The organism is Polynucleobacter sp. UK-FUSCHL-C3 (assembly GCF_040409815.1).
Lineage (GTDB): Bacteria > Pseudomonadota > Gammaproteobacteria > Burkholderiales > Burkholderiaceae > Polynucleobacter.
This window is the reverse complement of sequence record NZ_CP099959.1, coordinates 1527630-1549843: the sequence shown is the minus strand read 5'-3', so window position 1 is coordinate 1549843 and position 22214 is coordinate 1527630. Positions and strand designations below refer to the sequence as shown.

General features: G+C 46.4%; 20 protein-coding genes, 1 other RNA gene, 1 pseudogene and 1 riboswitch. Of the genes and pseudogenes, 12 read left to right on the top strand and 10 right to left on the bottom strand.

Going from position 1 to position 22214, the window contains the following annotated elements; genetic code table 11:
• Positions 1–18: 18 nt before the first annotated feature.
• The 6 genes from NKE59_RS07865 (at position 19) to NKE59_RS07840 (ending at position 6867) form a co-directional block, all read left to right on the top strand.
• Positions 19–1572, top strand: a complete 1554-nt coding sequence (locus NKE59_RS07865; RefSeq protein ID WP_353438426.1) for a leucyl aminopeptidase — start codon at positions 19–21, stop codon at positions 1570–1572.
• Positions 1573–1593: 21 nt separating this feature from the next.
• Complete coding sequence (locus NKE59_RS07860) at positions 1594–2061, top strand: DNA polymerase III subunit chi (protein ID WP_353438425.1); 468 nt, start codon at positions 1594–1596, stop codon at positions 2059–2061.
• A gap of 3 nt (positions 2062–2064) precedes the next feature.
• Positions 2065–2847, top strand: a complete 783-nt coding sequence (lgt, locus tag NKE59_RS07855) for a prolipoprotein diacylglyceryl transferase (protein WP_353438424.1) — start codon at positions 2065–2067, stop codon at positions 2845–2847.
• 60 nt (positions 2848–2907) lie between these two features.
• The gene (locus NKE59_RS07850) at positions 2908–4212 is read left to right on the top strand and encodes a malonyl-CoA decarboxylase (RefSeq protein WP_353438423.1); all 1305 of its coding nucleotides are present in this window, start codon (positions 2908–2910) and stop codon (positions 4210–4212) included.
• Positions 4213–4326: 114 nt separating this feature from the next.
• Positions 4327–5313, top strand: coding sequence for a tripartite tricarboxylate transporter substrate binding protein (locus NKE59_RS07845; protein WP_353438422.1), 987 nt, complete (start codon positions 4327–4329; stop codon positions 5311–5313).
• A 30-nt stretch (positions 5314–5343) separates the two neighbouring features.
• Positions 5344–6867 (top strand): malonyl-CoA synthase, encoded by a 1524-nt coding sequence (locus NKE59_RS07840; RefSeq protein WP_353438421.1) that lies wholly within the window; start codon positions 5344–5346, stop codon positions 6865–6867.
• Here the strand turns inward: NKE59_RS07840 and NKE59_RS07835 are convergent.
• From NKE59_RS07835 to NKE59_RS07810, 6 genes and pseudogenes are all read right to left on the bottom strand, one after another.
• A complete protein-coding gene (locus NKE59_RS07835; protein ID WP_353438420.1) occupies positions 6864–7682 on the bottom strand; it encodes a sulfite exporter TauE/SafE family protein in 819 nt (272 codons plus the stop codon). The genes NKE59_RS07840 and NKE59_RS07835 overlap by 4 nt on opposite strands.
• Positions 7683–7685: 3 nt before the next feature.
• A non-coding RNA gene (ssrS, locus tag NKE59_RS07830) (6S RNA) lies at positions 7686–7901 on the bottom strand.
• 93 nt (positions 7902–7994) lie between these two features.
• Positions 7995–8216, bottom strand: a pseudogene (locus NKE59_RS07825) (cell division protein ZapA); the annotation flags it as partial.
• Positions 8197–8439, bottom strand: coding sequence for a hypothetical protein (locus NKE59_RS07820; protein ID WP_353438419.1), 243 nt, complete (start codon positions 8437–8439; stop codon positions 8197–8199). The pseudogene NKE59_RS07825 and the gene NKE59_RS07820, both read right to left, overlap by 20 nt.
• A gap of 21 nt (positions 8440–8460) precedes the next feature.
• The gene (locus NKE59_RS07815) at positions 8461–8997 is read right to left on the bottom strand and encodes a hypothetical protein (protein WP_353438418.1); all 537 of its coding nucleotides are present in this window, start codon (positions 8995–8997) and stop codon (positions 8461–8463) included.
• 53 nt (positions 8998–9050) lie between these two features.
• Positions 9051–10925 (bottom strand): TonB-dependent receptor, encoded by a 1875-nt coding sequence (locus NKE59_RS07810; protein ID WP_353438417.1) that lies wholly within the window; start codon positions 10923–10925, stop codon positions 9051–9053.
• Between the two features lie 176 nt (positions 10926–11101).
• A riboswitch (cobalamin riboswitch) is annotated at positions 11102–11307 on the bottom strand.
• Between the two features lie 74 nt (positions 11308–11381).
• Between NKE59_RS07810 and NKE59_RS07805 the strand changes: the two genes are divergently transcribed.
• The 5 genes from NKE59_RS07805 (at position 11382) to NKE59_RS07785 (ending at position 17615) form a co-directional block, all read left to right on the top strand.
• Complete coding sequence (locus tag NKE59_RS07805; RefSeq protein WP_353438416.1) at positions 11382–11999, top strand: Crp/Fnr family transcriptional regulator; 618 nt, start codon at positions 11382–11384, stop codon at positions 11997–11999.
• A gap of 185 nt (positions 12000–12184) precedes the next feature.
• Complete coding sequence (oxc, locus tag NKE59_RS07800; protein ID WP_353439934.1) at positions 12185–13921, top strand: oxalyl-CoA decarboxylase; 1737 nt, start codon at positions 12185–12187, stop codon at positions 13919–13921.
• 37 nt (positions 13922–13958) lie between these two features.
• Complete coding sequence (gene frc / locus NKE59_RS07795; protein WP_353438415.1) at positions 13959–15209, top strand: formyl-CoA transferase; 1251 nt, start codon at positions 13959–13961, stop codon at positions 15207–15209.
• A gap of 221 nt (positions 15210–15430) precedes the next feature.
• Positions 15431–16678, top strand: coding sequence for a formyl-CoA transferase (gene frc / locus NKE59_RS07790; protein WP_353438414.1), 1248 nt, complete (start codon positions 15431–15433; stop codon positions 16676–16678).
• Between the two features lies 1 nt (position 16679).
• Positions 16680–17615 (top strand): methionyl-tRNA formyltransferase, encoded by a 936-nt coding sequence (locus NKE59_RS07785; RefSeq protein WP_353438413.1) that lies wholly within the window; start codon positions 16680–16682, stop codon positions 17613–17615.
• Position 17616: 1 nt separating this feature from the next.
• On the opposite strand, the gene panC is transcribed toward NKE59_RS07785, so the two are convergent.
• The 4 genes from panC to metG form a co-directional block, all read right to left on the bottom strand.
• Entirely contained in the window at positions 17617–18480 is an 864-nt protein-coding gene (gene panC, locus NKE59_RS07780; RefSeq protein WP_353438412.1) for a pantoate--beta-alanine ligase, read from the bottom strand.
• Positions 18477–19331, bottom strand: a complete 855-nt coding sequence (locus NKE59_RS07775; RefSeq protein ID WP_353438411.1) for a ScpA family protein — start codon at positions 19329–19331, stop codon at positions 18477–18479. Before NKE59_RS07775 ends, panC begins: the two co-directional genes overlap by 4 nt.
• Complete coding sequence (locus NKE59_RS07770; protein ID WP_353438410.1) at positions 19324–19512, bottom strand: DUF3460 family protein; 189 nt, start codon at positions 19510–19512, stop codon at positions 19324–19326. The genes NKE59_RS07775 and NKE59_RS07770 overlap by 8 nt, the downstream gene beginning before the upstream one ends.
• 69 nt (positions 19513–19581) lie before the next feature.
• Positions 19582–21246 (bottom strand): methionine--tRNA ligase, encoded by a 1665-nt coding sequence (gene metG / locus NKE59_RS07765; protein ID WP_353439932.1) that lies wholly within the window; start codon positions 21244–21246, stop codon positions 19582–19584.
• A gap of 113 nt (positions 21247–21359) precedes the next feature.
• On the opposite strand from metG, the gene NKE59_RS07760 reads away from it, so the two are divergent.
• The gene (locus tag NKE59_RS07760) at positions 21360–22199 is read left to right on the top strand and encodes a formate dehydrogenase accessory sulfurtransferase FdhD (RefSeq protein WP_353438409.1); all 840 of its coding nucleotides are present in this window, start codon (positions 21360–21362) and stop codon (positions 22197–22199) included.
• The last annotated feature ends 15 nt before the right edge of the window (positions 22200–22214 follow it).

The window sequence follows — 22214 nt, the reverse complement described above, 5'->3', positions numbered from 1 at the left end:
CCTTTATATAGACAGATCATGACAATTCAATTTAGCACGAAAGTTCTCTCCGAGATCGATTTTAAGAGCCTAAAGGCCGCTACTGCAATTTGTGGCTTATCTGGCGATTGTTTGATCCTTGGTTACCGTCAGAGCGAGTTGAACCAGTTACAGGCTCTCGATGATTTATTGGGTGGCGCAATTGGGCAAGCTCGCAGCCTAGGGGATCTCGATGGTAAGGCCGGAGCCTGCACTTTGCTGCGTTCTACCAATTCATGGGCATTAAGTAAGGTGAGGCTAAAGCGTGTTTTATTAGTTGGTCTAGGCGATAAAGAATCCTTGGCAGATTTTGCAAAGGTTGCACGTTCGGCCATGAAGCACATTAGTGCTAGTCCAATAGAGTCGGTCTTGTGGCACGTGGGTAGCTTTACGGGTAAACACAAAACGAATCAATCGCCAACAGCTATTCAGGAGCGCATTCGTCTTCTCGCGCAAATTGTGGGTGATCAGGCATATCACTTTGGCGTTCGTCAAGCGCAATTTAAGACAAAGCCTGTAGCAAAATCAGACCCACTGAAATTAGTCACGCTGCTTACAAATACAAAGCAAGCTGCCTTAGTGAAGGCATCTGTTCATGAGGGGGCGGCTTTGGTCGAGGGTATGAACTTGACCAAAGATTTGGGTAATCTCCCTCCTAATATTTGTACCCCCACATTCTTAGCGCATACCGCCCAAAATTTATCCAAGAAGTCTAGTCTTCGCGTTCAAGTGCTTGGCGAGAAACAAATTGAAGCTCTGGGGATGGGGTCTTTCTTAGCTGTCGCAAAGGGTTCGGATACGCCGCCGCAATTCATCATCATGCGTCATGATGGCGGCAGAGCCGATGAAGATCCGATTGTGATTGTTGGTAAAGGAATTACCTTCGATACCGGTGGTATCTCCTTAAAACCTGGCGAGGCCATGGATGAAATGAAATACGATATGTGCGGGGCTGCATCGGTGTTTGGCACCATGCATGCTGTATCACTTCTTAATTTAAAGAAGAATGTGATTGGCGTGGTCCCCACCTGCGAGAATATGCCATCGGGTCGAGCAACCCGTCCAGGTGACATCGTGAAGAGCATGTCGGGTCAGACCATCGAGGTATTAAATACTGATGCCGAGGGACGCTTAATTTTGTGTGATGCCTTAACTTATGTAGAACGCTTTAAGCCAAAGGCTGTGATTGATGTGGCTACCCTAACAGGTGCTTGCATTATTGCCTTGGGGCACGTGCACAGCGGACTGTTCTCGGATGATGAGTCCTTGGTCAAGGATTTAAGCAAAGCCGGTCATCAATCCTTGGATACCGTCTGGCGCCTGCCTTTAGATGCTGCTTATCACGAGCAACTCAAGTCTAATTTTGCAGATATGGCCAATATTGGCGGCCGTCCTGCCGGTAGCGTAACCGCTGCATGCTTTTTGTCACGCTTTGCAGAGAAATTTAGATGGGCGCATTTAGATATTGCTGGAACAGCATGGAAGAGTGGCGCAGCAAAAGGAGCAACCGGTAGACCCGTACCCTTATTGCTGAACTTCTTGCTTGATCAATAGAGTTAGCAGGCTTGGTCACTAATGGGACGCATTGATTTTCACAGCAATGTGGCAGACAAACTTCTATATTGTTGCCGCTTGAGCCGAAAAATATTAGCCAGTGCTGACTCTACGGGACAGCATCGCACCATTGTGATTGTTGGCAACCTTAAAGAACTCCAAGATTTAGATGCCTTAATGTGGAGTTTTAGCAAGACTGACTTCTTGCCACATGCATGGCTTGACCATGATGCTGCACAAGAGACCCCCATTGTTTTTGTAAGCGATGTTAATCAACTCAAAGATAGTTCGATTCCGCATTGCGATGTATTAATTTATCTCAAGAATGAAGCACCGCCACAACTCGATACTCTCTTAGCTCGTTTTCCAAGATGGGTTGAGGTGGTCACAACCCAGGAGAATGAGCGTTTAGCTGGCCGTGAGCGCTACAAGTCTTATCGCGAGATCGGTCATGAGTTGCATCACTTTGATCAAGCAAAGGGGAGCTAAGACATGCTAATGCACCCGCAATTTGATCCTGTTGCTATACAGCTTGGCCCCCTTGCAATCCATTGGTATGGCTTGATGTATTTGTTAGCGTTTGCTCAATTTTTGATATTGGGTCGAATGCGAGTTCAGCAAGAGCCATTCCTCAGTTTGAAGTGGAGCTTTAAGGATGTCGAGGATATTTTGTTTTGGGGTGTAGTAGGCGTCATCTTGGGCGGACGTCTTGGTTACGTCTTGTTTTATATGCCAGATTTTTATTTAAGCAATCCCCTCAACATCTTCAAGGTGTGGGAGGGCGGCATGTCATTTCATGGTGGCTTACTAGGAGTCTTGGTTGCTTTGTTATGGTTTGCTAAATCTCGCAAGCTGTCTTATTTTGTAGTGACCGATTTTGTTGCACCTTTGGTTCCCTTGGGTTTAGCGTTCGGACGTTTGGGTAACTTTATTAATGGAGAGTTGTGGGGTCGGCCGAGTGATTGGCCGTGGGCAATGGTGTTCCCAGCGGTCGATCAGGTAGCGCGTCACCCCTCACAACTCTATCAATTTGCTGGTGAGGGGTTGCTGTTAGCTATTTTGCTTTGGGTATACGCAAGAAAGCCAAGAGCTCGCGGTCAGGTATCTGGTCTATTTTTGCTCGGCTATGGCGTGTGTCGTTTTATCGTGGAATTTGCCAGGGAGCCCGATGCATTCTTGGGCCTTTTGGGATTGGGTCTATCGATGGGGCAGTGGCTATCGCTACCGATGATTGGATTCGGTATTTATCTAATCGTTCGGACCTCTCGGTCGTAAAAATCGGACATTTTTCCTAAAACCTAACACGAAGTTTGGAAAGCTCGTTATCCTGTAACGATGCTAGAAAAAATTGCTCAGACTCGTCATTTATCGCGTGCGATTGGTGCGGTTAATCGCTTAGTTTCTGAGCGAGGGGAGTCTAATGCAGTTAGTATGGCTGCCGATGTAATTTTTAATTACCGTAAATTAAATGCTGAACAGCGCTCCAAGTTTTTTATGGCCTTAGCGGAGCAATTTAATATTAATGTGGAAGCCCTGACAAAAGCGACACAAAGTTTTTCTGCAGACCCAAGTGCCCGTAACTACATTCGTCTTCAAAAGATTTCGGAGTCGCCAAGACAAGAGCTTTTGCGCCGCTTAAATCGCGCCCCTGGGGGAACTGCCGCGGTTGTTGAAATGCGTCGTGATCTACTAAGCCTGCTCCACAAGAAACCTGAATTGGCTGGCTTAGACTACGACATGCGGCATTTGCTGTCATCCTGGTTTAATCCGGGCTTTCTAAAAATGCACCGAGTTGATTGGAAATCTCCTGCAGAGGTCTTGGAAAAGATCATTGCACATGAGGCAGTGCATGCGATTGATGGTTGGGATGATTTACGTCGTCGCCTTCAGCCAGACCGTCGGTGTTTTGCCTTCTTTCATCCGCAGCTGCCTGATGAGCCTCTCATCTTTGTGGAGGTTGCGTTATTACCTGAAATCCCAGTAGCAATCATGCCATTGGTTGATAAAAAATCAGCGCCTGTGGAACAAACGAATCAATATAAGGTAGCTGCCTTCTATTCCATTAGCAACTGCGAATCAGGCTTGCGTGGTGTCTCAATGGGCAATTTTTTGATTAAACGAGTTGCCGAGCAGTTGCATGCTGAGTTCCCCGGACTCAAAACCTTTGTCACTCTATCCCCGATCCCGGGTTTGATGGAATGGATTACTGCTGGGGCGCATTTGGGAGAGGGGCCAAGTGCCGATAAGATTAAGCCTGCGATTCGCAAGGCGCGTGATGAGGCTCTTGAGCTTCTTAAATTAAGCGGCACATCGTGGCCAGAGAAATTATCAAAAGCATGGCACCCAGATGCATGCAGCAAGAAAGAGAAAGAGGCATTTGAGTGCTTAACAGCCATTTATTTAGCTTGTGTAACGCCGAATCGGGATGGAAATCCAGTGGCGAAGTTTCATTTAGGCAATGGTGCCAAATTACATCAAATTAACTGGGCCGGGGATTTATCTAAAAATGGCTTACGCCAGTCTGCAGGCCTGATGGTGAACTATTTATATGACCTTGCTAGCGTTGAGGAAAATCATGAGCAGTTTGTGCATGGTGAGATTATTTACTCTAGGTCTGTTGGTAGGCTCATGAACCCTTAAGGGCAAGTCATCTATAAGACTTTTAGGGGTTTAGCCCTATTTTTAGCAGTTCGATTTAGAATAATGTTCGCATTTAATTTAGACCTTATAAGAATTGAAGAGGAGACAAACAAAATGGTTTTTAGTCCAAAGACAAGAATTGCTGGCGTATTAGTTGGCTTATTAGCTGTACTGGGTATTTCTAGTACTGCCATGGCTCAAGAGTGGCCCGTTAAAACAATAACGTTTTTGAACCCATTCCCAGCCGGTGGTGGTACCGATGCATTTGCACGCCCCATAGCAGCTCAGTTGACCGAGCAGTTGGGCAAGCAGGTCATTATTGATAATCGTGGTGGTGCTGGTGGCACTGTCGGTGCATCGGTCGCTGCGAAAGCAGCTCCTGATGGCTATACCTGGTTTATTGGTGCATCCCATCACACCATTGCTCCCTCCATGTATAAAACGCTCGACTACGATATTCAGAAGAGTTTTATACCAGTTGCTCTTTTAGCCAGCGTACCGCAAGTATTGGTTGTTAACCCAGGTCGAGTCAGCGCCCGAAATCTTAAAGATTTTATAGCGCTAATGAAGAAGAATCCTGGTAAATACAACTTTGCAAGTGCTGGTAGTGGCACAGTGCATCACCTTGCTGGTGAGTTGTTCAAGATCCAAACCGGTACCTTCATTGTTCATATCCCATACCGTGGCGCCGGTCCTGCAATGAGTGATCTATTAGCAGGTCAGGTTGATCTTGAGTTTGATGGTCTTGGCACTTCAGCCCCACAAATTAATGCCGGTAAGTTGGTTGCTATTGCAGTTGCTGCTGATAAACGTAATCCTGCAATTCCGAATGTGCCAACATTTGCAGAAGCAGGTTTGCCAGATTACAAAGTATCGACTTGGTATGCCATGTTTGCTCCAGCAGGAACACCTAAACCAATCATCGACAAGATGACCGCAGAAGTTCAGAAGGCTTTGAATACACCCAAGCTAAAAGCAATTTGGACTAGCAACGGTGCGGAGACCCCTAACTTATATGGCCCAGCATTTGGTCAGTTGGTTGCGGCTGATGTCAATCGTTGGGCAGAGGTAGTTAAAAAATCAGGCGCTAAGCTCGATTAATGATTTGTTTTTGTCCGTGAGGGTTTTGTAGTGAACTTATTTGCATTATTAGAAAAAGGTTTTCCCAAGAATCGCGAAGATTGTGCACTAGAAACCCCGGACGGCTTGTATTACTCGTGGCGTGATATCGATCGCGCCACAGCCATGATGGCGAACCTCCTCAAGAGCCTTAAGTTACCCTTGGGCTCTCGAGTGGCGGTTCAGGTTGAAAAATCTCCAGAAGCCTTATTTCTTTATCTAGCCACATTACGGGCTGGCTATGTTTATTTGCCCCTGAACACTGCTTATCAAGAGTCTGAGATTCAGTACTTTATTGAAAATGCCGAGCCTGCGGTGGTTGTGTGCAGCACCAAAAACTTTTCTTGGATTTCCAAAGTCGCATTTAAGGCTGGCACTAAGAACGTATTTACCTTAGACGATAACCGCAGTGGTTCGCTGCTTGAGCGAGCATCGCATTGTGCAGATCAATTTAAGACAGTTACTAAGGCCGATGATGAGCTAGCAGCTATTTTGTATACATCGGGTACAACAGGCCGAAGTAAAGGCGCCATGTTGACCCATGGTAACTTAGGTAGCAATGCCCTGGTCTTAAACAAGTTCTGGGGATGGAAAGAGGGAGATGTACTTTTGCATGCCCTACCTATCTTTCATGTCCATGGTCTCTTTGTAGCCGCTCATGGCGCATTAATCAACGGTAGCAAAATGATTTGGTTGCCACGATTAGATACTGCACAGCTTATTAAGCACTTGCCACGCTCTACGGTGATGATGGGTGTCCCGACTTTCTATGTTCGGCTCTTAATAGATCCAAACTTCAATAAAGAAGTTTGTAAGAATATGCGACTATTTGTATCAGGCTCCGCTCCTTTGCTAACAGAAACATTTAATAATTTCCAAAAAGTAAGCGGTCATACTATTCTTGAGCGTTATGGCATGAGTGAGACCGTGATGCTGGTCTCTAATCCCTATCAGGGGGAACGGATTGGTGGTTCAGTCGGGGTTGTGTTGCCTGGTGTTGAGGTGCGCATGGTTGGCGACTCTGGAAAGCTCTGTGGTCCAGATGAAATCGGCGGCATTGAAGTACGTGGCCCCAATATTTTTAAGGGCTACTGGCGTATGCCCGAGAAGACCGCCGAAGAGTTTACGAACGATGGTTGGTTTAAGACCGGTGATGTCGGTCGCTGGGGTGGAGAAACAAGTGCTGGGAAGGTGCCTAATCATTATCTTTGCATCGTTGGCCGCAATAAGGATTTAATCATCTCGGGTGGGTATAACGTCTACCCCAAGGAAATCGAGAGTTTTATCGATGACATGGATGGTGTTGAAGAAAGTGCTGTGATTGGTATACCGCACAAAGATTTTGGTGAAGCGGTGATGGCTCTTGTGGTTCCTAAGCCAGGTATCAAACTAAATGGCCAGACAATGATTGATGCGCTCAAGTTAAAGATTGCAAACTTTAAGGTGCCAAAGCGGGTAGAGATTTTAGAAAGTCTGCCACGTAACGCAATGGGCAAAGTGCAGAAAAATATACTACGTGAGCAATACAGTCATTAAGTAATCAATGCCTTGCGGGCTTCATTGAACATAAACAAAGCCAAGAACATTAGCATTACTCCAAAAACACGCTTTAACTGAACGACATTTAGCTTGCGAGCTAGTTTTGCCCCAAGCGGCGCCGTAAAGATGCTGGTAGCAACAATACAAGCTACTGCGGGTAGATAAATATAGCCAAAGGAGCCGACTGGAAGGTCTGTGCGGCCATAGCTACCAAATACATAGCCAAGCGTCGATGCCAATGCAATCGGAAATCCCAAACCGGATGAAGTTGCCATCGCAATATGTGGTTTCACATTGCACCAGATCATGAATGGTACGGTCACAAAGGCACCGCCAGCTCCTAGCAGACTAGAGAGGGCTCCAGAAAAAGCGCCATATGAGAATAAGCCAACTTTGCCAGGGAGCTCACGCTCAGGCTTTGGCTTCTTATTGATAAACATCTGGATCGAGGTATACACAATAAAGACTGCAAAAAAGAGTGATAGCCAGCCAGTATTGAATGCATCAAAGAGCTCGCTGCCCCCTACAAAACTACCAGCAATAATTCCGGGGGTAAAACCGGTTACTAATGGCCAGTTAATCGAGCCGTGTTTGTGATGAGCCCAAATTGCAGAAAGCGAGGTAAATAAAATAGTAGTCATGCCTGTAGCAATCGCCATGTGCACGATGATCTCTTGGCTAAAGTTTTGGTGATTAAACACGATGATCATGAAGGGCACTAGAATCATCCCTCCACCAATTCCAAGTAGGCCTGCCAAGAATCCAGCGCAGGCACCACAAACCAAAAGTATGGCGATATCGGTTAGAAGCATGAAAGGTTCCCCGCCTTGGGCGCTAGGCCGTCATCCTGAACCCTAAAGTTCAAGGTGGTACGGTAGCAATACTTCGGGTGCATCAAATGACCCAGGGAGTGCAAGACAAGCCCGCACTGTAGATCGATCAGACGCTCGCGCCCATACTGCAATGCCCGTTCCGTATGCTTACGCATCGGTTCAAGGAACTATTGGCCTTGGCGCACCAGGCAGGGAAAGGGTTTTCATGAGGGAGTCTACTTGCTGTTCAAGTGCAAGAACTTCCTGTTCAATTTGAATGAGGTGTTCAGGATTAACCTGAGGATTAGGGGAGGATTGAGCAATCATCTTCTGCGCCTGAATTAACTCGCCAGCTAATTTAATGGCAGCCATCATCGCAGCGCGCTCAATACTTTTATTACCACTCGCAAGCGCTAGTTGTATTTGCTCATCCGCAAAGGCGCATGCCTCGCGCAATAAGGGTTCATGATCGCTAGTAGTAGCAAGGGTGATTTTGTGGCCAGCAAGGCTTACTTCAATGCGTTGTTGAGTCATGATCCTTATCTACAGGCGGAGTGGTATCAGTCAATAAGTTCATTTGGCGAGAATCGTTTTGCTCGGGCAAGCGCTTCAGAATATGTTCAATCCGTTTTTGGGCATCTTCGATCTTGCCTTCTAACATGATGCGATCTTGGCGCAAAGCCTCAACAGAAGAGTTCACCATCTTCATCTTCTCAGAGAGACGACGCAGGATTTGTTCTAAAGAATCGTGCGCCATGTGGATGGGGTTGATTAGTGCTTACGCCAGCTTTTTGTTCGTGGCGCCAACCATTAGATAGAAGGCGAGCGAGGAAACCAGCACATAGCAAAAGGCAAAGAACAAATTGCCAAAGAAATACTGACCAAAGAGCTCAACAAAGCCACTCAACGAAGCTGTACTCTTCTGAAAATAGAATGAGCCACTTGAAACAAGCTCACAAATTGCAATACCGCCAATAAAGGACAGTGCAAAAGCACCCAATGTCAGACCTTGCTTGTCATACTGACCCCGAAACCATTTACCAGTTAAGTACAAAGCTAGGTAGGCAGGGATGAGAGAAAAGTAAGCCATATTCATTAAAGAATTACCCATCGCCAAGTAATCAACCAGAAAGGCCTGAGCCAAGATTACTAAAAAGAGAAGGGGGCCAAATAAAAAGCCCACCATGAAGGAGATAGCCCAAGTAGCATCTGGCAGACCAAACAAAGAGGCAACATGTTGCCCCCGAGTTGCCCATAAGACCAAGGAGAAAGCGACTGCTATCACAACAGTTTGTTTGGTCGATAAATTCAACATGTACTCTCCTTAACTTAAGGGATCATTTTAGACCTAAATTAGCCCAAAAATGATTATTTCATAGCATACCGCACTCCCACAAAAAGATTGGATCCCGGGGTGTTGTAACCATATGAAAGTTGATAATCTTTGTTGAAGATATTGTTCCAACGCCCAAACAAGGTCCAGTCTTTGGCAAACTCATAATTGCCGTATAGGTTGTAGATTGCATAGCCGCCCATATATCCTGTATTACTGAAGTCATTTCGATTGGCCTGGAGTGTACCTTCTGCTCCAAAAGCTGATTTGCTCGTTTTGTATTCTGTTCCAATATTTCCAAATTGACGAGCGCGTTTTGCTAAAACAAAACCTGTACTCTCATCAATAGGATTTTGTTGGTCAAAGGAACCTCTCAAAGAAAAATATCCCGATCTAATAGCGCCGCCTATTGATAAGCCAGTAATCTTGGCATTTGCAACGTTACTTGCGCAAGAGCTATACCCTGTGGGACAGCCACTACTTGAATATTGAATCAAGTTTGAAATAGTGTTGCTATAGCCGATGATGCGAATATCAAACGCTTTGGTTTCATAATGTAATCCGATTTCACTATTTTTACTTTTCTCAGATTTTAGAGTGGAGACGCCGTAATTTGGATAGTAAAGATCATAAAATGATGGCGCCTTAAATCCTGTTCCGTAATTGATATTGGTTCGAAATTGCTTAGTAAAAAAATATCCATATGCAATATTTCCGGTAGTTTGAGGGCCATAGTCCGTAATATTGTCACTACGTAAACTAATATTACCCAAATGCGATTCGCGTTTCAATTGATATGCGCCAGCAAATGAGTTAGTTGTCTGATCTCGACTAAGACCGCTACCCGAGGTTGAATAAACTGATGCTATTTTTCGCTCTGCCACTAACTGAACTAAGTCTTTACCCACAGTAATATCATTTTGCCAAGTGTATATATTTTGTCGCGAGTTAGTAACAGCATTACTTGTTGGAGTTAATGCCTGACCCAAATCATAGGATTGTGCGATTTGTAATAAGCTTTTCCAGTTATCCGTAAATTGATTTTTTGAAAATAAGGCATATGTACTCACATCATTAATTTGATTTCCGATTGGCTTTGAACTTGAGAAGACTGGGTATTGGCCATTATTTCTGCTGGCAAACACTTGCAAACCTAACTCTTGCCCTTTTGACCATTCTTGACTTAACTTACCAGCCGCCCCAGTACGGGTATAGCCCATTATTTGTGTTGTGTTGTAAAAACTACGAGAAGAATTATTTGTAGCAATGGTGTTAAAACCAGCTGCATTCTCTGCAGTAGCGCTCAAGGAGTACCTAATTTTTTGATCACCCGATGTGCTGCCATAAATACTCGCATCAGAAATTGAGGTGCCATAAGTTCCATATCCAGTAGAGGCTCCTACTTGAATGGGGCCCTCACCCGTTTTTGTGAATATCTGCACTACACCCCCAATTGCATCGGAGCCATACAAACTACTTTGTGGTCCAAAAATAATTTCAATGTGATCAATTATTGACAAAGGGATCGCTTGCCAGGAAGGTGAACCTGAGTTTGTTGATTGGGAGCGAACCCCATCGATCAAAACTAGAGTTTGTCCTGAGTTTGCTCCTCGCAAGAAGACGCTTGCGATCGCTCCACTACCACCGTTACTGGATATTTCCACACCTCGCTGTCTCTGCAGCAGCTGTACCAAACTTGATTGCCCTGCATCCGCAATTTCTTCAGGACCAATATAGACATAGTCGGCAAGAACATCATTAGCCCGAGTAGGAGTTCGTGTTGCGGTGACAATGACAGGATCGATTGAGCTGTTGGCATTTACTACTGAGACACTGCTGCTTTGTGCCATTACGGCTTGGGTATGAATAAGAGTTGCTGCTAGTAAAGCAAAGACAGATAACTTCGCCACCTTTTTTAAAGATGGCCTTACTGATATGCATGATTGCATGATGATTCCCTACGTTGTAATGCTTGCCAACTTCCCCGTTAGCGAGCGATACAGAAATGCTTGGATAGGGATAAGTGCGTCAATTGGGCGCGGGTATAGAACGAGCGCTTTCCTCGGCGCGCGAAGGTCCCCGTCCGCGAAATTCCACCTGTCTTGGCCGGTATCCGGGCTGGTGAACTTTGGGGTTTAGCCTTCCCATGTTGACTACACAGTGGCTTATCAAACCTTAGTGCCGATGTGTTGGCACATTCACTTACCGTTGCGGGGGCAGCACACGTTTGGATAGTGTTTCCCGTTTAACCCCAATGCAAAGCATTCGGGCACCACGACCTAGCAATATTACCCTATTTATGACTCAGGAAAGCTCTTATTTGCTACTTTTCAAGGCTTACAATGAGGGGTTACGGTAAAGGAATTATGACCATACTCGATAAGCATCCCGAAAAGAATCTCATCCGCTTGCAGCTAAGCCAGAACATTGTTTTACAAAGCTTAGATCAAAACAGCATGGCTGAGTTAGAGGGTTCTTTGGAGATTTCTGATCTAAAGAAGTCTGAGATTTTATTGCGTCAGGGCAGCTATCAGATGGAGCAATATTTTGTGTTGGACGGGATTCTGAAACGGATTGTGTCAAGCGCTGATGCCAAAGAGATGATTCTGCGTTTTGCAATCGAGCAAGATATTGAAACGAGTTATGCAGCTTGGCGCCTTCAACGATCAGCGCCATACAGTATTGCCTCAGTTACCAAAGCACGGGTTGCGCGTATGCCTCTGAAGAAATGGGCTGAGTTTTTGGATGCTCACCCTAAATTAAAAGAGAGTTTTGAGTTTGAGGTTATGCGCTTAATGAGCGAAATTATGGCTCATACCATCACGCTTCACATGTTGGACGCCCCTGGTCGAGTTGAGCGCTTCTTGCGCAAGTATGAGAACCTTTTTGAGGTTTTGCCCAAGAAAGAACTAGCGGCCTATCTCAATCTTTCCCCAGAAACTCTAAGTAGGCTTAAGAGTAAGCATAAAGAGCTTTTTGTATAAGTCATCAGAGTTTTGGGCCCATGAAATACGAGCTAACCCTAAGTATTTATTGGATTTTAGGGGAAATTGACGAAAGTCAATGCTGATCCACCCGCGCAGACCTAAGATTCGTCTCAGTTCAACTGAGACCCTTTTTTAAGGAGGTAATGTTGAAGACCACCAATCCCAATGAGAGAGACAAGCTTATGTTGACAGCGACCAAAGAGCATTCTGCAAACAGTACGGCAGAAGACGCCCCATTAACTGATGGTTTTCATCTGGTGATCGATGCTCTGAAAGCAAATGATATTGACACCATCTTCGGCTTGGTTGGTATTCCCATTACAGACCTTGCACGCTTGGCGCAGGCAGAGGGAATGCGATTTATTGGATTTCGTCACGAGCAACATGCCGGTAATGCAGCATCGATCGCTGGTTACATGACTCAAAAGCCTGGCATCTGCTTAACGGTTTCTGCCCCAGGATTTTTGAATGGCTTAACCGCACTCGCTAATGCCACCACAAATTGCTTCCCCATGATTTTGATCTCTGGCTCCAGCGAGCGCGAGATTGTGGATTTACAGCAAGGCGATTATGAAGAGATGGATCAGCTCAATGCGGCCAAACCATACGCCAAAGCTTCTTATCGTGTTAATAAGGCTGAAGATATTGCCATTGGTGTAGCGCGTGCAATTCGTGCAGCGGTATCTGGTCGTCCAGGTGGCGTTTACTTGGATCTTCCTGCCCAGCTTTTAGGTCAAAGCATTCCTGCTCAAAAGGGTAAAGAGTCTTTATTCCGCGTCATTGATGCGGCCCCAAAGCAAATACCTGCAGCAGACGCAGTAAAGCGCGCTATTGATGTATTGAAATCAGCCAAGCGTCCTTTAATTCTTCTAGGTAAGGGTGCGGCATATGCTCAAGCTGATCAGGAGATCAAAGATTTAGTTGAGAAGTCTGGTATTCCATATTTGCCCATGTCGATGGCCAAAGGCTTGCTGCCCGATACGCATCCACAATGCGCATCTGCAGCCCGCTCATTCGTATTGTCAGAAGCAGATACGGTCATGTTGATCGGTGCCCGTTTGAACTGGCTCTTGGCTCACGGTAAGGGCAAGACCTGGGGCAACCATTTGAAGAAATTTATTCAGATTGATATTGCACCAACTGAGATTGATAGCAACGTCCCGATCGCTGCACCGGTGATTGGAGATGTTGGCTCCTGTGTTAATGAGCTTTTGAAGCAGATAGCTAGCGTTCCTAAGCCAAGTTCAGAGTGGCTTAGCGCAATTAAAGAAAAGAGCGATAAGAATATTGCGAAGATGGAGGAGACTCTTTCTAAGAACCCATCCCCAATGAACTTCCACAGTGCCTTACGCGTCATTCGGGATGTTGTGAAAGCCAATCCCGATGTAAATATCGTGAACGAAGGTGCCAATACATTGGACTACGCCAGAAGTATCGTCAATATGTATAAGCCACGCAAGCGCTTTGACTCTGGAACCTGGGGCATTATGGGTATTGGCATGGGTTATGCCATTGGTGCTGCAGTTGTCAGCAAGCAGCCTGTGATAGCGATTGAGGGCGATAGTGCTTTTGGCTTTAGCGGAATGGAGCTTGAAACCATCTGCCGTTACAACCTACCGATCATCACAGTTGTCTTTAACAACAACGGTGTGTATCGCGGTACTGACGTTAATCCAACCGGTGGTGCTGATGTAGCACCAACTGTGTTTGTGAAGAACGCTCGTTACGACAAGATGATGGAAGCCTTTGGCGGGGTTGGCTTTAATGCCACCACCCCACAAGAGCTGATGGATGCATTGAACCAGTCACTGGCTTCTGGTAAGCCAACGGTAATTAATGCGGTGATTGATGAAACTGCTGGAACCGAGAGCGGTCGTTTAACCAATCTAAATCCGGCATCGACAGCAACAAAGAAGTAATCTGATTAATTGATTTAGAGTCCAAAGGAGATTCAAGATGACCAAACCACTAGACGGAATTCGTATTATCGATTTCACCCACGTGCAAGCTGGACCAGCATGTACTCAGTTACTGGGCTTTTATGGTGCCGATGTAATTAAGGTTGAGCGTCCAGGATCTGGTGACGTAACACGCAGTCAATTGCGCGACATTCCAGACGCGGATGCGTTGTACTTCACCATGCTCAATGGTAATAAGCGTTCTTTAACACTTGATACCAAAACAGCTGAGGGTAAAGAGGTACTGGAGAAGTTGATCAAGGTTTCGGATGTCATGGTAGAGAACTTTGGACCAGGCGCCCTAGATCGCATGGGATTCTCATGGGAGCGCATCATGGAACTGAACCCCAAAATGATTTTGGCTTCTGTGAAAGGCTTCTCAGATGGCCACTCTTATGAAGACCTCAAGGTTTATGAGAACGTAGCTCAGTGCGCCGGTGGTGCTGCCTCAACTACTGGTTTCTGGGATGGCCCTCCAACCGTTTCAGCCGCTGCCTTGGGCGACAGCAATACTGGTATGCACTTAGCTATTGGTATTTTGACCGCATTGATGCATCGTCAGAAGACTGGTAAAGGACAAAAGGTTGCTTGCTCGATGCAAGATGCCGTATTGAACCTCTGTCGCGTGAAGTTGCGTGATCAGCAGCGTCTTGACCGTGTTGGTTACCTTGAAGAATATCCACAATATCCTCATGGCAAGTTTAGTGATGTCGTACCCCGCGGTGGTAATGCCGGCGGTGGTGGACAGCCAGGCTGGGTCTTAAAGTGCAAAGGCTGGGAGACTGATCCTAATGCCTATATTTATTTCACGATTCAGGGACATGCTTGGGAACCAATTACCAAGGCATTGGGCAAACCAGAGTGGGCGACCGATCCAGCCTACATGACTGCGCAAGCTCGTCAGGATAAGATTTTTGACATCTTCGCCACCATTGAAGATTGGTTAAAAGATAAGACCAAGTATGAGGCAGTTGACATCTTGCGTAAGTTTGATATTCCGTGCTCACCAGTGTTGTCGATGAAAGAACTTGCGGAGTCTCCCGATCTTCGCGAGAGCGGATCAATCGTGGAAGTCGATCACAAGGTGCGCGGTAAGTACCTAACCATTGGTAGCCCAATCAAGTTCTCTGAGCTAAAGGTAGAGGTTAAGCCATCTCCAGTATTGGGTGAGCACACCGATGAGGTCCTGACTGATTTGGGATACTCCAAAGAGCAAATTGCTCATTTGCATACCGCTAAGGCTGTGTAATTTAGCTAGTTTTACTTCGGTTTTTTAAGAATGGCGCCTCAATCGGGCGCCATTTTTTTTACCACTCGTTAAGACATTTACAGGGTCAGACTGGGAAAATGTCATAGCCCATCTAGTTTCTAGCCCCTTTTCCAATTTTGGGTCAACGGCCTATTTCAGCCAATACTGGCGCTGGTAAAATGGATTTAATCAAAATTTCATACTTTTCTTAGGACTTTTTTATGGCAAAAGCACTTGAGGGGATCAAGATCCTTGATTTCACCCATGTTCAATCAGGACCAACCTGCACGCAGCTACTCGCTTGGTTTGGCGCAGACGTTATTAAGGTAGAGCGCTCGGGCGAAGGGGATGCTACCCGTAATCAATTACAAGACATTCCTGATGCGGATAGTTTGTATTTCACTATGCTGAACCACAACAAGCGTTCGATCACAGTAAACACTAAAACACCTGAAGGTAAAGACATTCTGGAGCGCTTAATCAAGAAGTGCGATGTTTTGGTTGAGAACTTCGCACCCGGCGCCTTGGATCGCATGGGTTTTACTTGGGAGCATATCCAATCGCTCAATCCGGGCATGATCATGGCCTCGATCAAAGGCTTTGGCCCCGGTCCCTATGAGGACTGCAAGGTTTATGAGAACGTTGCCCAATGTGCTGGCGGCTCAGCATCCACTACAGGATTTGATGATGGCCCACCTCTAGTTACTGGCGCTCAGATTGGTGATAGCGGTACTGGTTTGCACCTTGCGTTGGGGATTGTGACCGCGCTATATCACCGTACTCATTCTGGTAAGGGTCAGAAGGTTAATGCCGCGATGCAAGATGCTGTATTAAATCTGTGTCGCGTAAAGCTACGCGATCAACAGCGCCTGGATCGTAACGGTACGATGCAAGAATATCCCCAGTTTCCCAACGGCAAGTTTGGTGATGCAGTGCCCCGTGCTGGAAATGCATCGGGCGGGGGACAGCCTGGCTGGATTCTGAAATGCAAAGGCTGGGAAACGGACCCTAATTCTTATATTTATGTTGTCGTGCAGGCAGCTGTTTGGGAGGCAATTTGTAAGGTTATTGGTCGCGAGGATTGGATTACCGATAAAGATTATGCTTCGCCAATGGCGCGCTTACCCCGTTTGATGGGTATCTTTGCAGAGATCGAGAAATGGACCATGACCTTAACCAAGTTTGAGGTGATGAATATTCTCAATAAATACGATGTGCCGTGTGGTCCGATCTTATCCATGAAAGAAATTGCGGAGGAGCCCGCACTACGAGCAACGGGTACCGTGGTTGAGGTAGATCATCCAATCCGCGGCAAGTACCTGACTGTCGGCAATCCCATTAAGCTATCCGACAGTCCAACGGAAGTGATCCGATCGCCATTATTGGGCGAACATACCGATGAGATCTTGCAAGAGTTAGGATTTAATGTCGATCAATTGATTGATTTACGCCACAAGAAAGTAATCTAATATGCGCGTGGCTCTGATTGGTAGTCAAGACTTTGGTAAGGCAGCCCTAGAGGCATTTTTAGAGCGGGGCGATGAAGTCGTTGCTGTATTTTGTCCTCCTGATAATCCCAAGGCGACTAAGCCTGAGATCTTAAAGGAGACCGCATTAGCCCGCGGTCTTACCATGCTGCAATTTCCGAGCCTGAAAGGTCCAGAGGCTGCCCAAGCGATGCGTGATAGCAAGGCCGATATTTGTGTGATGGCTTATGTATTGCAATTTGTGCCGCAAGATTTAGTCAAGATCCCCCGCTTTGGAACCATTCAGTATCACCCTTCCTTGCTGCCTAAGTATCGCGGCCCCAGTGCGATTGGATGGTCGATTGCATTGGGCGAGACCAAAACCGGCTTAACTATTTTTCGCCCCTCTGATGGTTTGGACGAGGGCGAAATCATTTTGCAAAAAGAGGCTCCGATCGGACCCGATGACACACTAGGTCAGGTTTACTTCAACCACCTTTTCCCATTAGGTATCCAAGCATTGCTAGAGGCTGCTGATTTAGTGGCAGCAGGTAAACATAAAGAGATTGTGCAAGACGAGTCACAGGCTAATTATGAAGGTTGGTTCGATCAGGCGGCCGCACGCATTCATTGGTCAAATCATGTTAACCAGATATATAACTTGATTCGTGCCTGTAATCCGGCGCCGGGCGCATGGACTCCATTAAATGGTGAGAAGGTCCAAATCTATGATGTGCGCAAACATGTCACAGCAACTTTTGGATCAGTCAAAGGTAAGCCTGGCGAGATTGTTGAGATCGGCAATGATTCGTTTAAGGTCGCCTGTCATGGCGGTCAGATCGAGATCCTAAAAGCTAAGGTAGGTAAAGGAAGTAAGGTGTCTGGAGCAGAACTCAGCGCTTCGTTAGGATTGCAACTTGGCCAGTTCTTTGACGCCTAGCCTAGACCTCAAGATTATCAATTAAGCGCGTTTTACCTAATTTAGCAGCAGTCAAAATAACCAACTCTTCCTTGGACGCAAGGTCCTCGGCATTTGGCGCCAACAGATTAGTGCGTTTACGAATAGCAATATAGTCAGCAGCCCAACCTCGATCTTTAAGGGTCTCAATTACTTTTTGTTCCAATATCATTAATTGATTTGGGGTAAGAGCTAGCGATGAAGACTGAAGCGTTTGGATCTCGTGACGAAGATTTTGTAGTGCAATCTGTAACTGCGGCGCTTCCTTACGCTCTTCGGTGGATAAAAAACTGTTACGCGAGGAGAGGGCCAAGCCGTCTTCCGCACGAATCGTTTCTCCAGCAACGATATCAACAGGTAGAGCAAATTGTTGTGCCATCTGCCGAATAATCATTAATTGTTGGTAATCTTTTTTACCAAAGACAGCCACTTTGGGTTGGACACAAGAAAAAAGTTTTAGTACAACTGTGCAAACTCCTTTAAAGAATCCAGGTCGGAACTCACCTTCCAAGATATCCCCCAATTGCTTGGGCGGGTCAACACGATACTCTTGTGGCTCGGGGTATAAAACCCGCTCGGTAGGTGCGAACAGGACATAAACCCCTTCTTTCTCTAGCTTGCTGGCATCTTCTTCGAGCGTGCGAGGGTATTTGTCAAAGTCCTCATTGGGGCCAAACTGCAAACGATTAACAAAAATACTTGCGATTACCGGATCGCCATGCTGACGAGCTATTCGGATGAGGGAAAGGTGACCCTCATGGAGGTTACCCATAGTTGGCACAAAAGAAGCCCGGTTTTGACCGCGCAAGTGATCACGCAGCTCATGGATGTCTGTAACGATTTTCATGCGCTCGGGGTATAGGCCAAGCGGACGTAGATGGGTGCGTAGGGTTCCGCTTGGGTGATCTCAATCAGTGCTTCGCGAGAGAGTTCAAGCATGGCAATAAAGTTCACCACAATCACTGGGATGCCGTTGCCAGCCTTGATGGCATCCTCAAAGAGTTCGCTGAACTCAACAAAGCGGGTGTTCTGTAAACGGCGCAAGATACGCGTCATAAAATCTCGAACCGATAATTGCTCACGGGTGATGGTGTGATGTTGATTGAGTTTGGCACGATGGAGTACATCACGCCACGCCATTTGTAGGTCTTCTAAATTAACTTCAGGCCACGTGATAGCAACGGTAGTATCGACATAGCCATGGGCTACCTGAAAATCACGACCTAACTGTGGCATACGATCTAGTTCTTGAGCGGCTAATTTCATGCGCTCGTATTCAAGCAAGCGACGAACCAACTCAGCGCGCGGGTCATCAACCTCTTCATCGCTATCTGCTTTTTTCATAGGCAATAGCATGCGTGATTTGATTTCAATCAGCATGGCAGCCATTAATAAATATTCGGCTGCAAGCTCTAAGTTGTGATGCCGAATTTGATCGATGTAACTCAAGTATTGCTGTGTTACCTCAGCCATCGGAATATCGAGCACATTGAAGTTTTGCTTACGAATTAAGTACAGCAATAGATCAAGTGGACCTTCAAACGCCTCCAGAAAGATTTCTAGGGCATCCGGTGGGATGTATAAATCGGTCGGTAATTTAAATAAGGGCTCGCCATAGAGTTTGGCGAACGCAGAACTTAAACCATCAATTTTTTCTTCGGATGGTCCATTAGAAAGAGATTCGAGCTCCTCACTCATTACTGTAAACGTAAGAACGCTGTTTAATGCGGGCTAGTTTGGTGCGTCGCATCTCTTCGGGGTTTTGAGGAGTTTTATCCCATAATAGGGCTCGACCTTCTCGCTGCGATTGTTCGAGATGCGGTTTTTGGGCCTTGAGTTGCTCCAAAAATTGAGTGACTTGAGATTTATATTTCTTCATAAAATCAATAGGTTATGGAATAAAACAGAATCTACTACCCCCCATTATTAACGATTTTTGGATGGGGCCTTAAAGATTGAGTTTTAGTAGTTCGTCAAGCTGGGTTTGCTCAACCCGCGTCATCAAATGTTTGTAGGGTTGAATCGGCGAACTGCTCTGCAAGGGGGTTTGGATATCCTGCCATTGCATTGTTGGCACTCCCAAGAAAATCTCTACATTGGCAACGAGCTGGGGCAATACGGGCTTGAGGTAAAGGCTCAAGCAGCGGAAGGACTCGAGGATAACGCTACAAACCTCATGCAGTTGATCACTGCGGGCAGGATCTTTAGCTAGATCCCATGGTTTGTTCTCATCCACAAAGCCATTCACTAGATCAGCCAGTTCCATGACCTGGCGAATTGCTTTGGCATATTCCCGTGACTCATACAGTTCAGCAATACTTGTATTTGCATTGGTGATGGTGCTAAGAAGGGGATGAGCCATGGCGCTATCGGAGACTCGACCCTCAAAGCGTTTTACTAAAAATCCAGCGCTACGACTCGCGATATTGATGTACTTACCTAAGAGATCACTATTAACACGCGCCACAAAATCCTGCAAATTGAGATCAAGATCTTCCATGCTGGCATTTAACTTGGTCGCAAAGTAATAGCGGAACCATTCAGGATTAAGGCCTGCTTCAATCACACTATGTGCAGATATCAAGGTGCCCCGTGATTTGCTCATCTTCTCACCATCCACTGTTAAGAAGCCATGAGCAAAGATATTGGTGGGGGTACGGTAACCAGAAAAATGCAGGGTTGCCGGCCAGAATAGAGTGTGGAAATACAAAATATCTTTACCAATGAAATGGTATTGCTCAGTCTTGCTGTCAGGCTTAACCCAATCATCAAAGCTCAGACCCTTAGCCTTGCAGTACTTCAGAAAGCTGGCGTAGTAGCCAATCGGGGCATCGAGCCAGACATAAAAATATTTACCCGGTGCATCGGGGATCTCAAAGCCGAAGTAAGGCGCATCGCGTGAGATGTCCCAGTCACCCAGCTTGCTATCTCCATCAATGCCAACCCATTCTTTCATCTTATTTTTTGCTTCGCTTTGTAAGGGGGTCTTTACTTGAGTCCACTCCCTAAGAAAGGATTCGCAACGGGGGTCTGACAGCTTGAAAAAATAATGATCCGATACTTTTCGAATGGGGGTGGCGCCGCTCACCACCGAATACGGATTTTTGAGATCGGTTGGTGCATAAGTGGCGCCGCATTTTTCACAAGAATCGCCATATTGATCGGCGGCACCGCATTTTGGACAGTTACCTTTAATGAAACGATCTGGCAGAAACATTTCTTTAACGGGATCGTAGGCTTGCTCAATCGCGCACTTCTCAATTAAACCGGCATCGCGTAATTTGAGGTAGATCTCGCGTGAGAGCATCTCATTTTCAGGGCTATCGGTGGTGTAGTAGTGATCGAAAGAAATTAAAAAGTGATCGAAGTCTCGCTTGTGCTCATGCCAGACCTTATCAATGAGCTCTTTGGGGCTGATCCCTTCTTTCTCAGCGCGCAACATGATCGGCGTACCATGCGTATCATCGGCGCCCACATAATGGACCTCATGACCACGCATTCTCTGAAAGCGCACCCAAATATCGGTTTGTACGTATTCCACCAAATGACCAATGTGGATTTGGCCATTGGCATAGGGCAGGGCGGAAGTGACTAGAAGTTGACGCATATTTATGTTTATCGATTCAGCAATGATTTTAGTCTGCGGTTAAAGTGATGGTCGGCAACAATGGTTAAATGATCAAAATAAGCTCAAAATAGGGTTTAGTTTGGCATCATGGAGACACAATGGCTGCAAGCGGGGAACACCCAATCACAATGAGTAATGCCTCCGTACCGGTGGTACATGAGGTGGAGATTATCGACGAGTTGGGGCGTCGCAAGCCTACGTTTATCCCCGGTGAGCGCTCTCTGACCATTTATCTCGACAAACGAGAGGTTGTCACCTTAATGACCCTGGGATCTGCTCCTGAGGCCCTGGTATTGGGCTATTTACGCAATCAACGTTTGGTGGAGTCGCCCGAAGATATCGAAAGTATCCAGGTGGATTGGGAAACCGATTCTGCGGCAGTTAAAACACGGCGAAGCACTGTCGATATCGAGGCAATCACCAGCAAACGGGTGGTGACCACTGGCTGTGGTCAGGGCACCATGTTCGGGGGCCTGATGGAAGATATGGCACAAATTCGCTTACCAGAGGGTCCTAAACTTCATCAAGCTGCGATTGTAGATCTGCTAGAGCAGATTCGGGCACATGAAACCATCTACAAAAAAGCAGGCTCAGTACACGCCTGTGCGGTGTTTGAGCGCGCCGGAGAAAAGGTGCAGCTCCTTCATCTAATCGAGGATGTTGGCCGTCATAATGCTGTGGATTCGATCTCGGGCCTGATGTGGTTGGCAAACCGTCAAGGCGATGACCTGATTTTCTTTACCACTGGCCGCCTGACCTCCGAGATGGTGATCAAGGGGGCTCAGATGGGTATTCCCTTCCTACTCACCCGTTCTGGGGTCACGCAAATGGGCTTAGAACTGGCTCGCAAGACCCACCTGACCTTACTGTCCCGCTGTTCGGGTAAGCACTTTGAGATCTATAACGCCCCAGAGCGTGTGGTTTTTCAGACAAGCTAGGCCTTTAAAGCCCCC

Excerpts from the sequence above, each read along its gene's own strand:
- NKE59_RS07760 (WP_353438409.1), top strand. The coding sequence starts at position 21,360 with ATGGCTGCAAGCGGGGAACACCCAATCACAATGAGTAATGCCTCCGTA.
- NKE59_RS07860 (WP_353438425.1), top strand. The coding sequence starts at position 1,594 with ATGGGACGCATTGATTTTCACAGCAATGTGGCAGACAAACTTCTATAT.
- NKE59_RS07845 (WP_353438422.1), top strand. The coding sequence starts at position 4,327 with ATGGTTTTTAGTCCAAAGACAAGAATTGCTGGCGTATTAGTTGGCTTA.
- NKE59_RS07820 (WP_353438419.1), bottom strand. The coding sequence starts at position 8,439 with ATGGCGCACGATTCTTTAGAACAAATCCTGCGTCGTCTCTCTGAGAAG.
- NKE59_RS07815 (WP_353438418.1), bottom strand. The coding sequence starts at position 8,997 with ATGTTGAATTTATCGACCAAACAAACTGTTGTGATAGCAGTCGCTTTC.
- oxc (WP_353439934.1), top strand. The coding sequence starts at position 12,185 with ATGTTGACAGCGACCAAAGAGCATTCTGCAAACAGTACGGCAGAAGAC.
- NKE59_RS07785 (WP_353438413.1), top strand. The coding sequence starts at position 16,680 with ATGCGCGTGGCTCTGATTGGTAGTCAAGACTTTGGTAAGGCAGCCCTA.
- NKE59_RS07850 (WP_353438423.1), top strand. The coding sequence starts at position 2,908 with ATGCTAGAAAAAATTGCTCAGACTCGTCATTTATCGCGTGCGATTGGT.
- NKE59_RS07770 (WP_353438410.1), bottom strand. The coding sequence starts at position 19,512 with ATGAAGAAATATAAATCTCAAGTCACTCAATTTTTGGAGCAACTCAAG.
- NKE59_RS07865 (WP_353438426.1), top strand. The coding sequence starts at position 19 with ATGACAATTCAATTTAGCACGAAAGTTCTCTCCGAGATCGATTTTAAG.
- NKE59_RS07835 (WP_353438420.1), bottom strand. The coding sequence starts at position 7,682 with ATGCTTCTAACCGATATCGCCATACTTTTGGTTTGTGGTGCCTGCGCT.
- frc (WP_353438415.1), top strand. The coding sequence starts at position 13,959 with ATGACCAAACCACTAGACGGAATTCGTATTATCGATTTCACCCACGTG.
- frc (WP_353438414.1), top strand. The coding sequence starts at position 15,431 with ATGGCAAAAGCACTTGAGGGGATCAAGATCCTTGATTTCACCCATGTT.
- NKE59_RS07775 (WP_353438411.1), bottom strand. The coding sequence starts at position 19,331 with ATGAGTGAGGAGCTCGAATCTCTTTCTAATGGACCATCCGAAGAAAAA.
- lgt (WP_353438424.1), top strand. The coding sequence starts at position 2,065 with ATGCTAATGCACCCGCAATTTGATCCTGTTGCTATACAGCTTGGCCCC.
- NKE59_RS07805 (WP_353438416.1), top strand. The coding sequence starts at position 11,382 with ATGACCATACTCGATAAGCATCCCGAAAAGAATCTCATCCGCTTGCAG.
- panC (WP_353438412.1), bottom strand. The coding sequence starts at position 18,480 with ATGAAAATCGTTACAGACATCCATGAGCTGCGTGATCACTTGCGCGGT.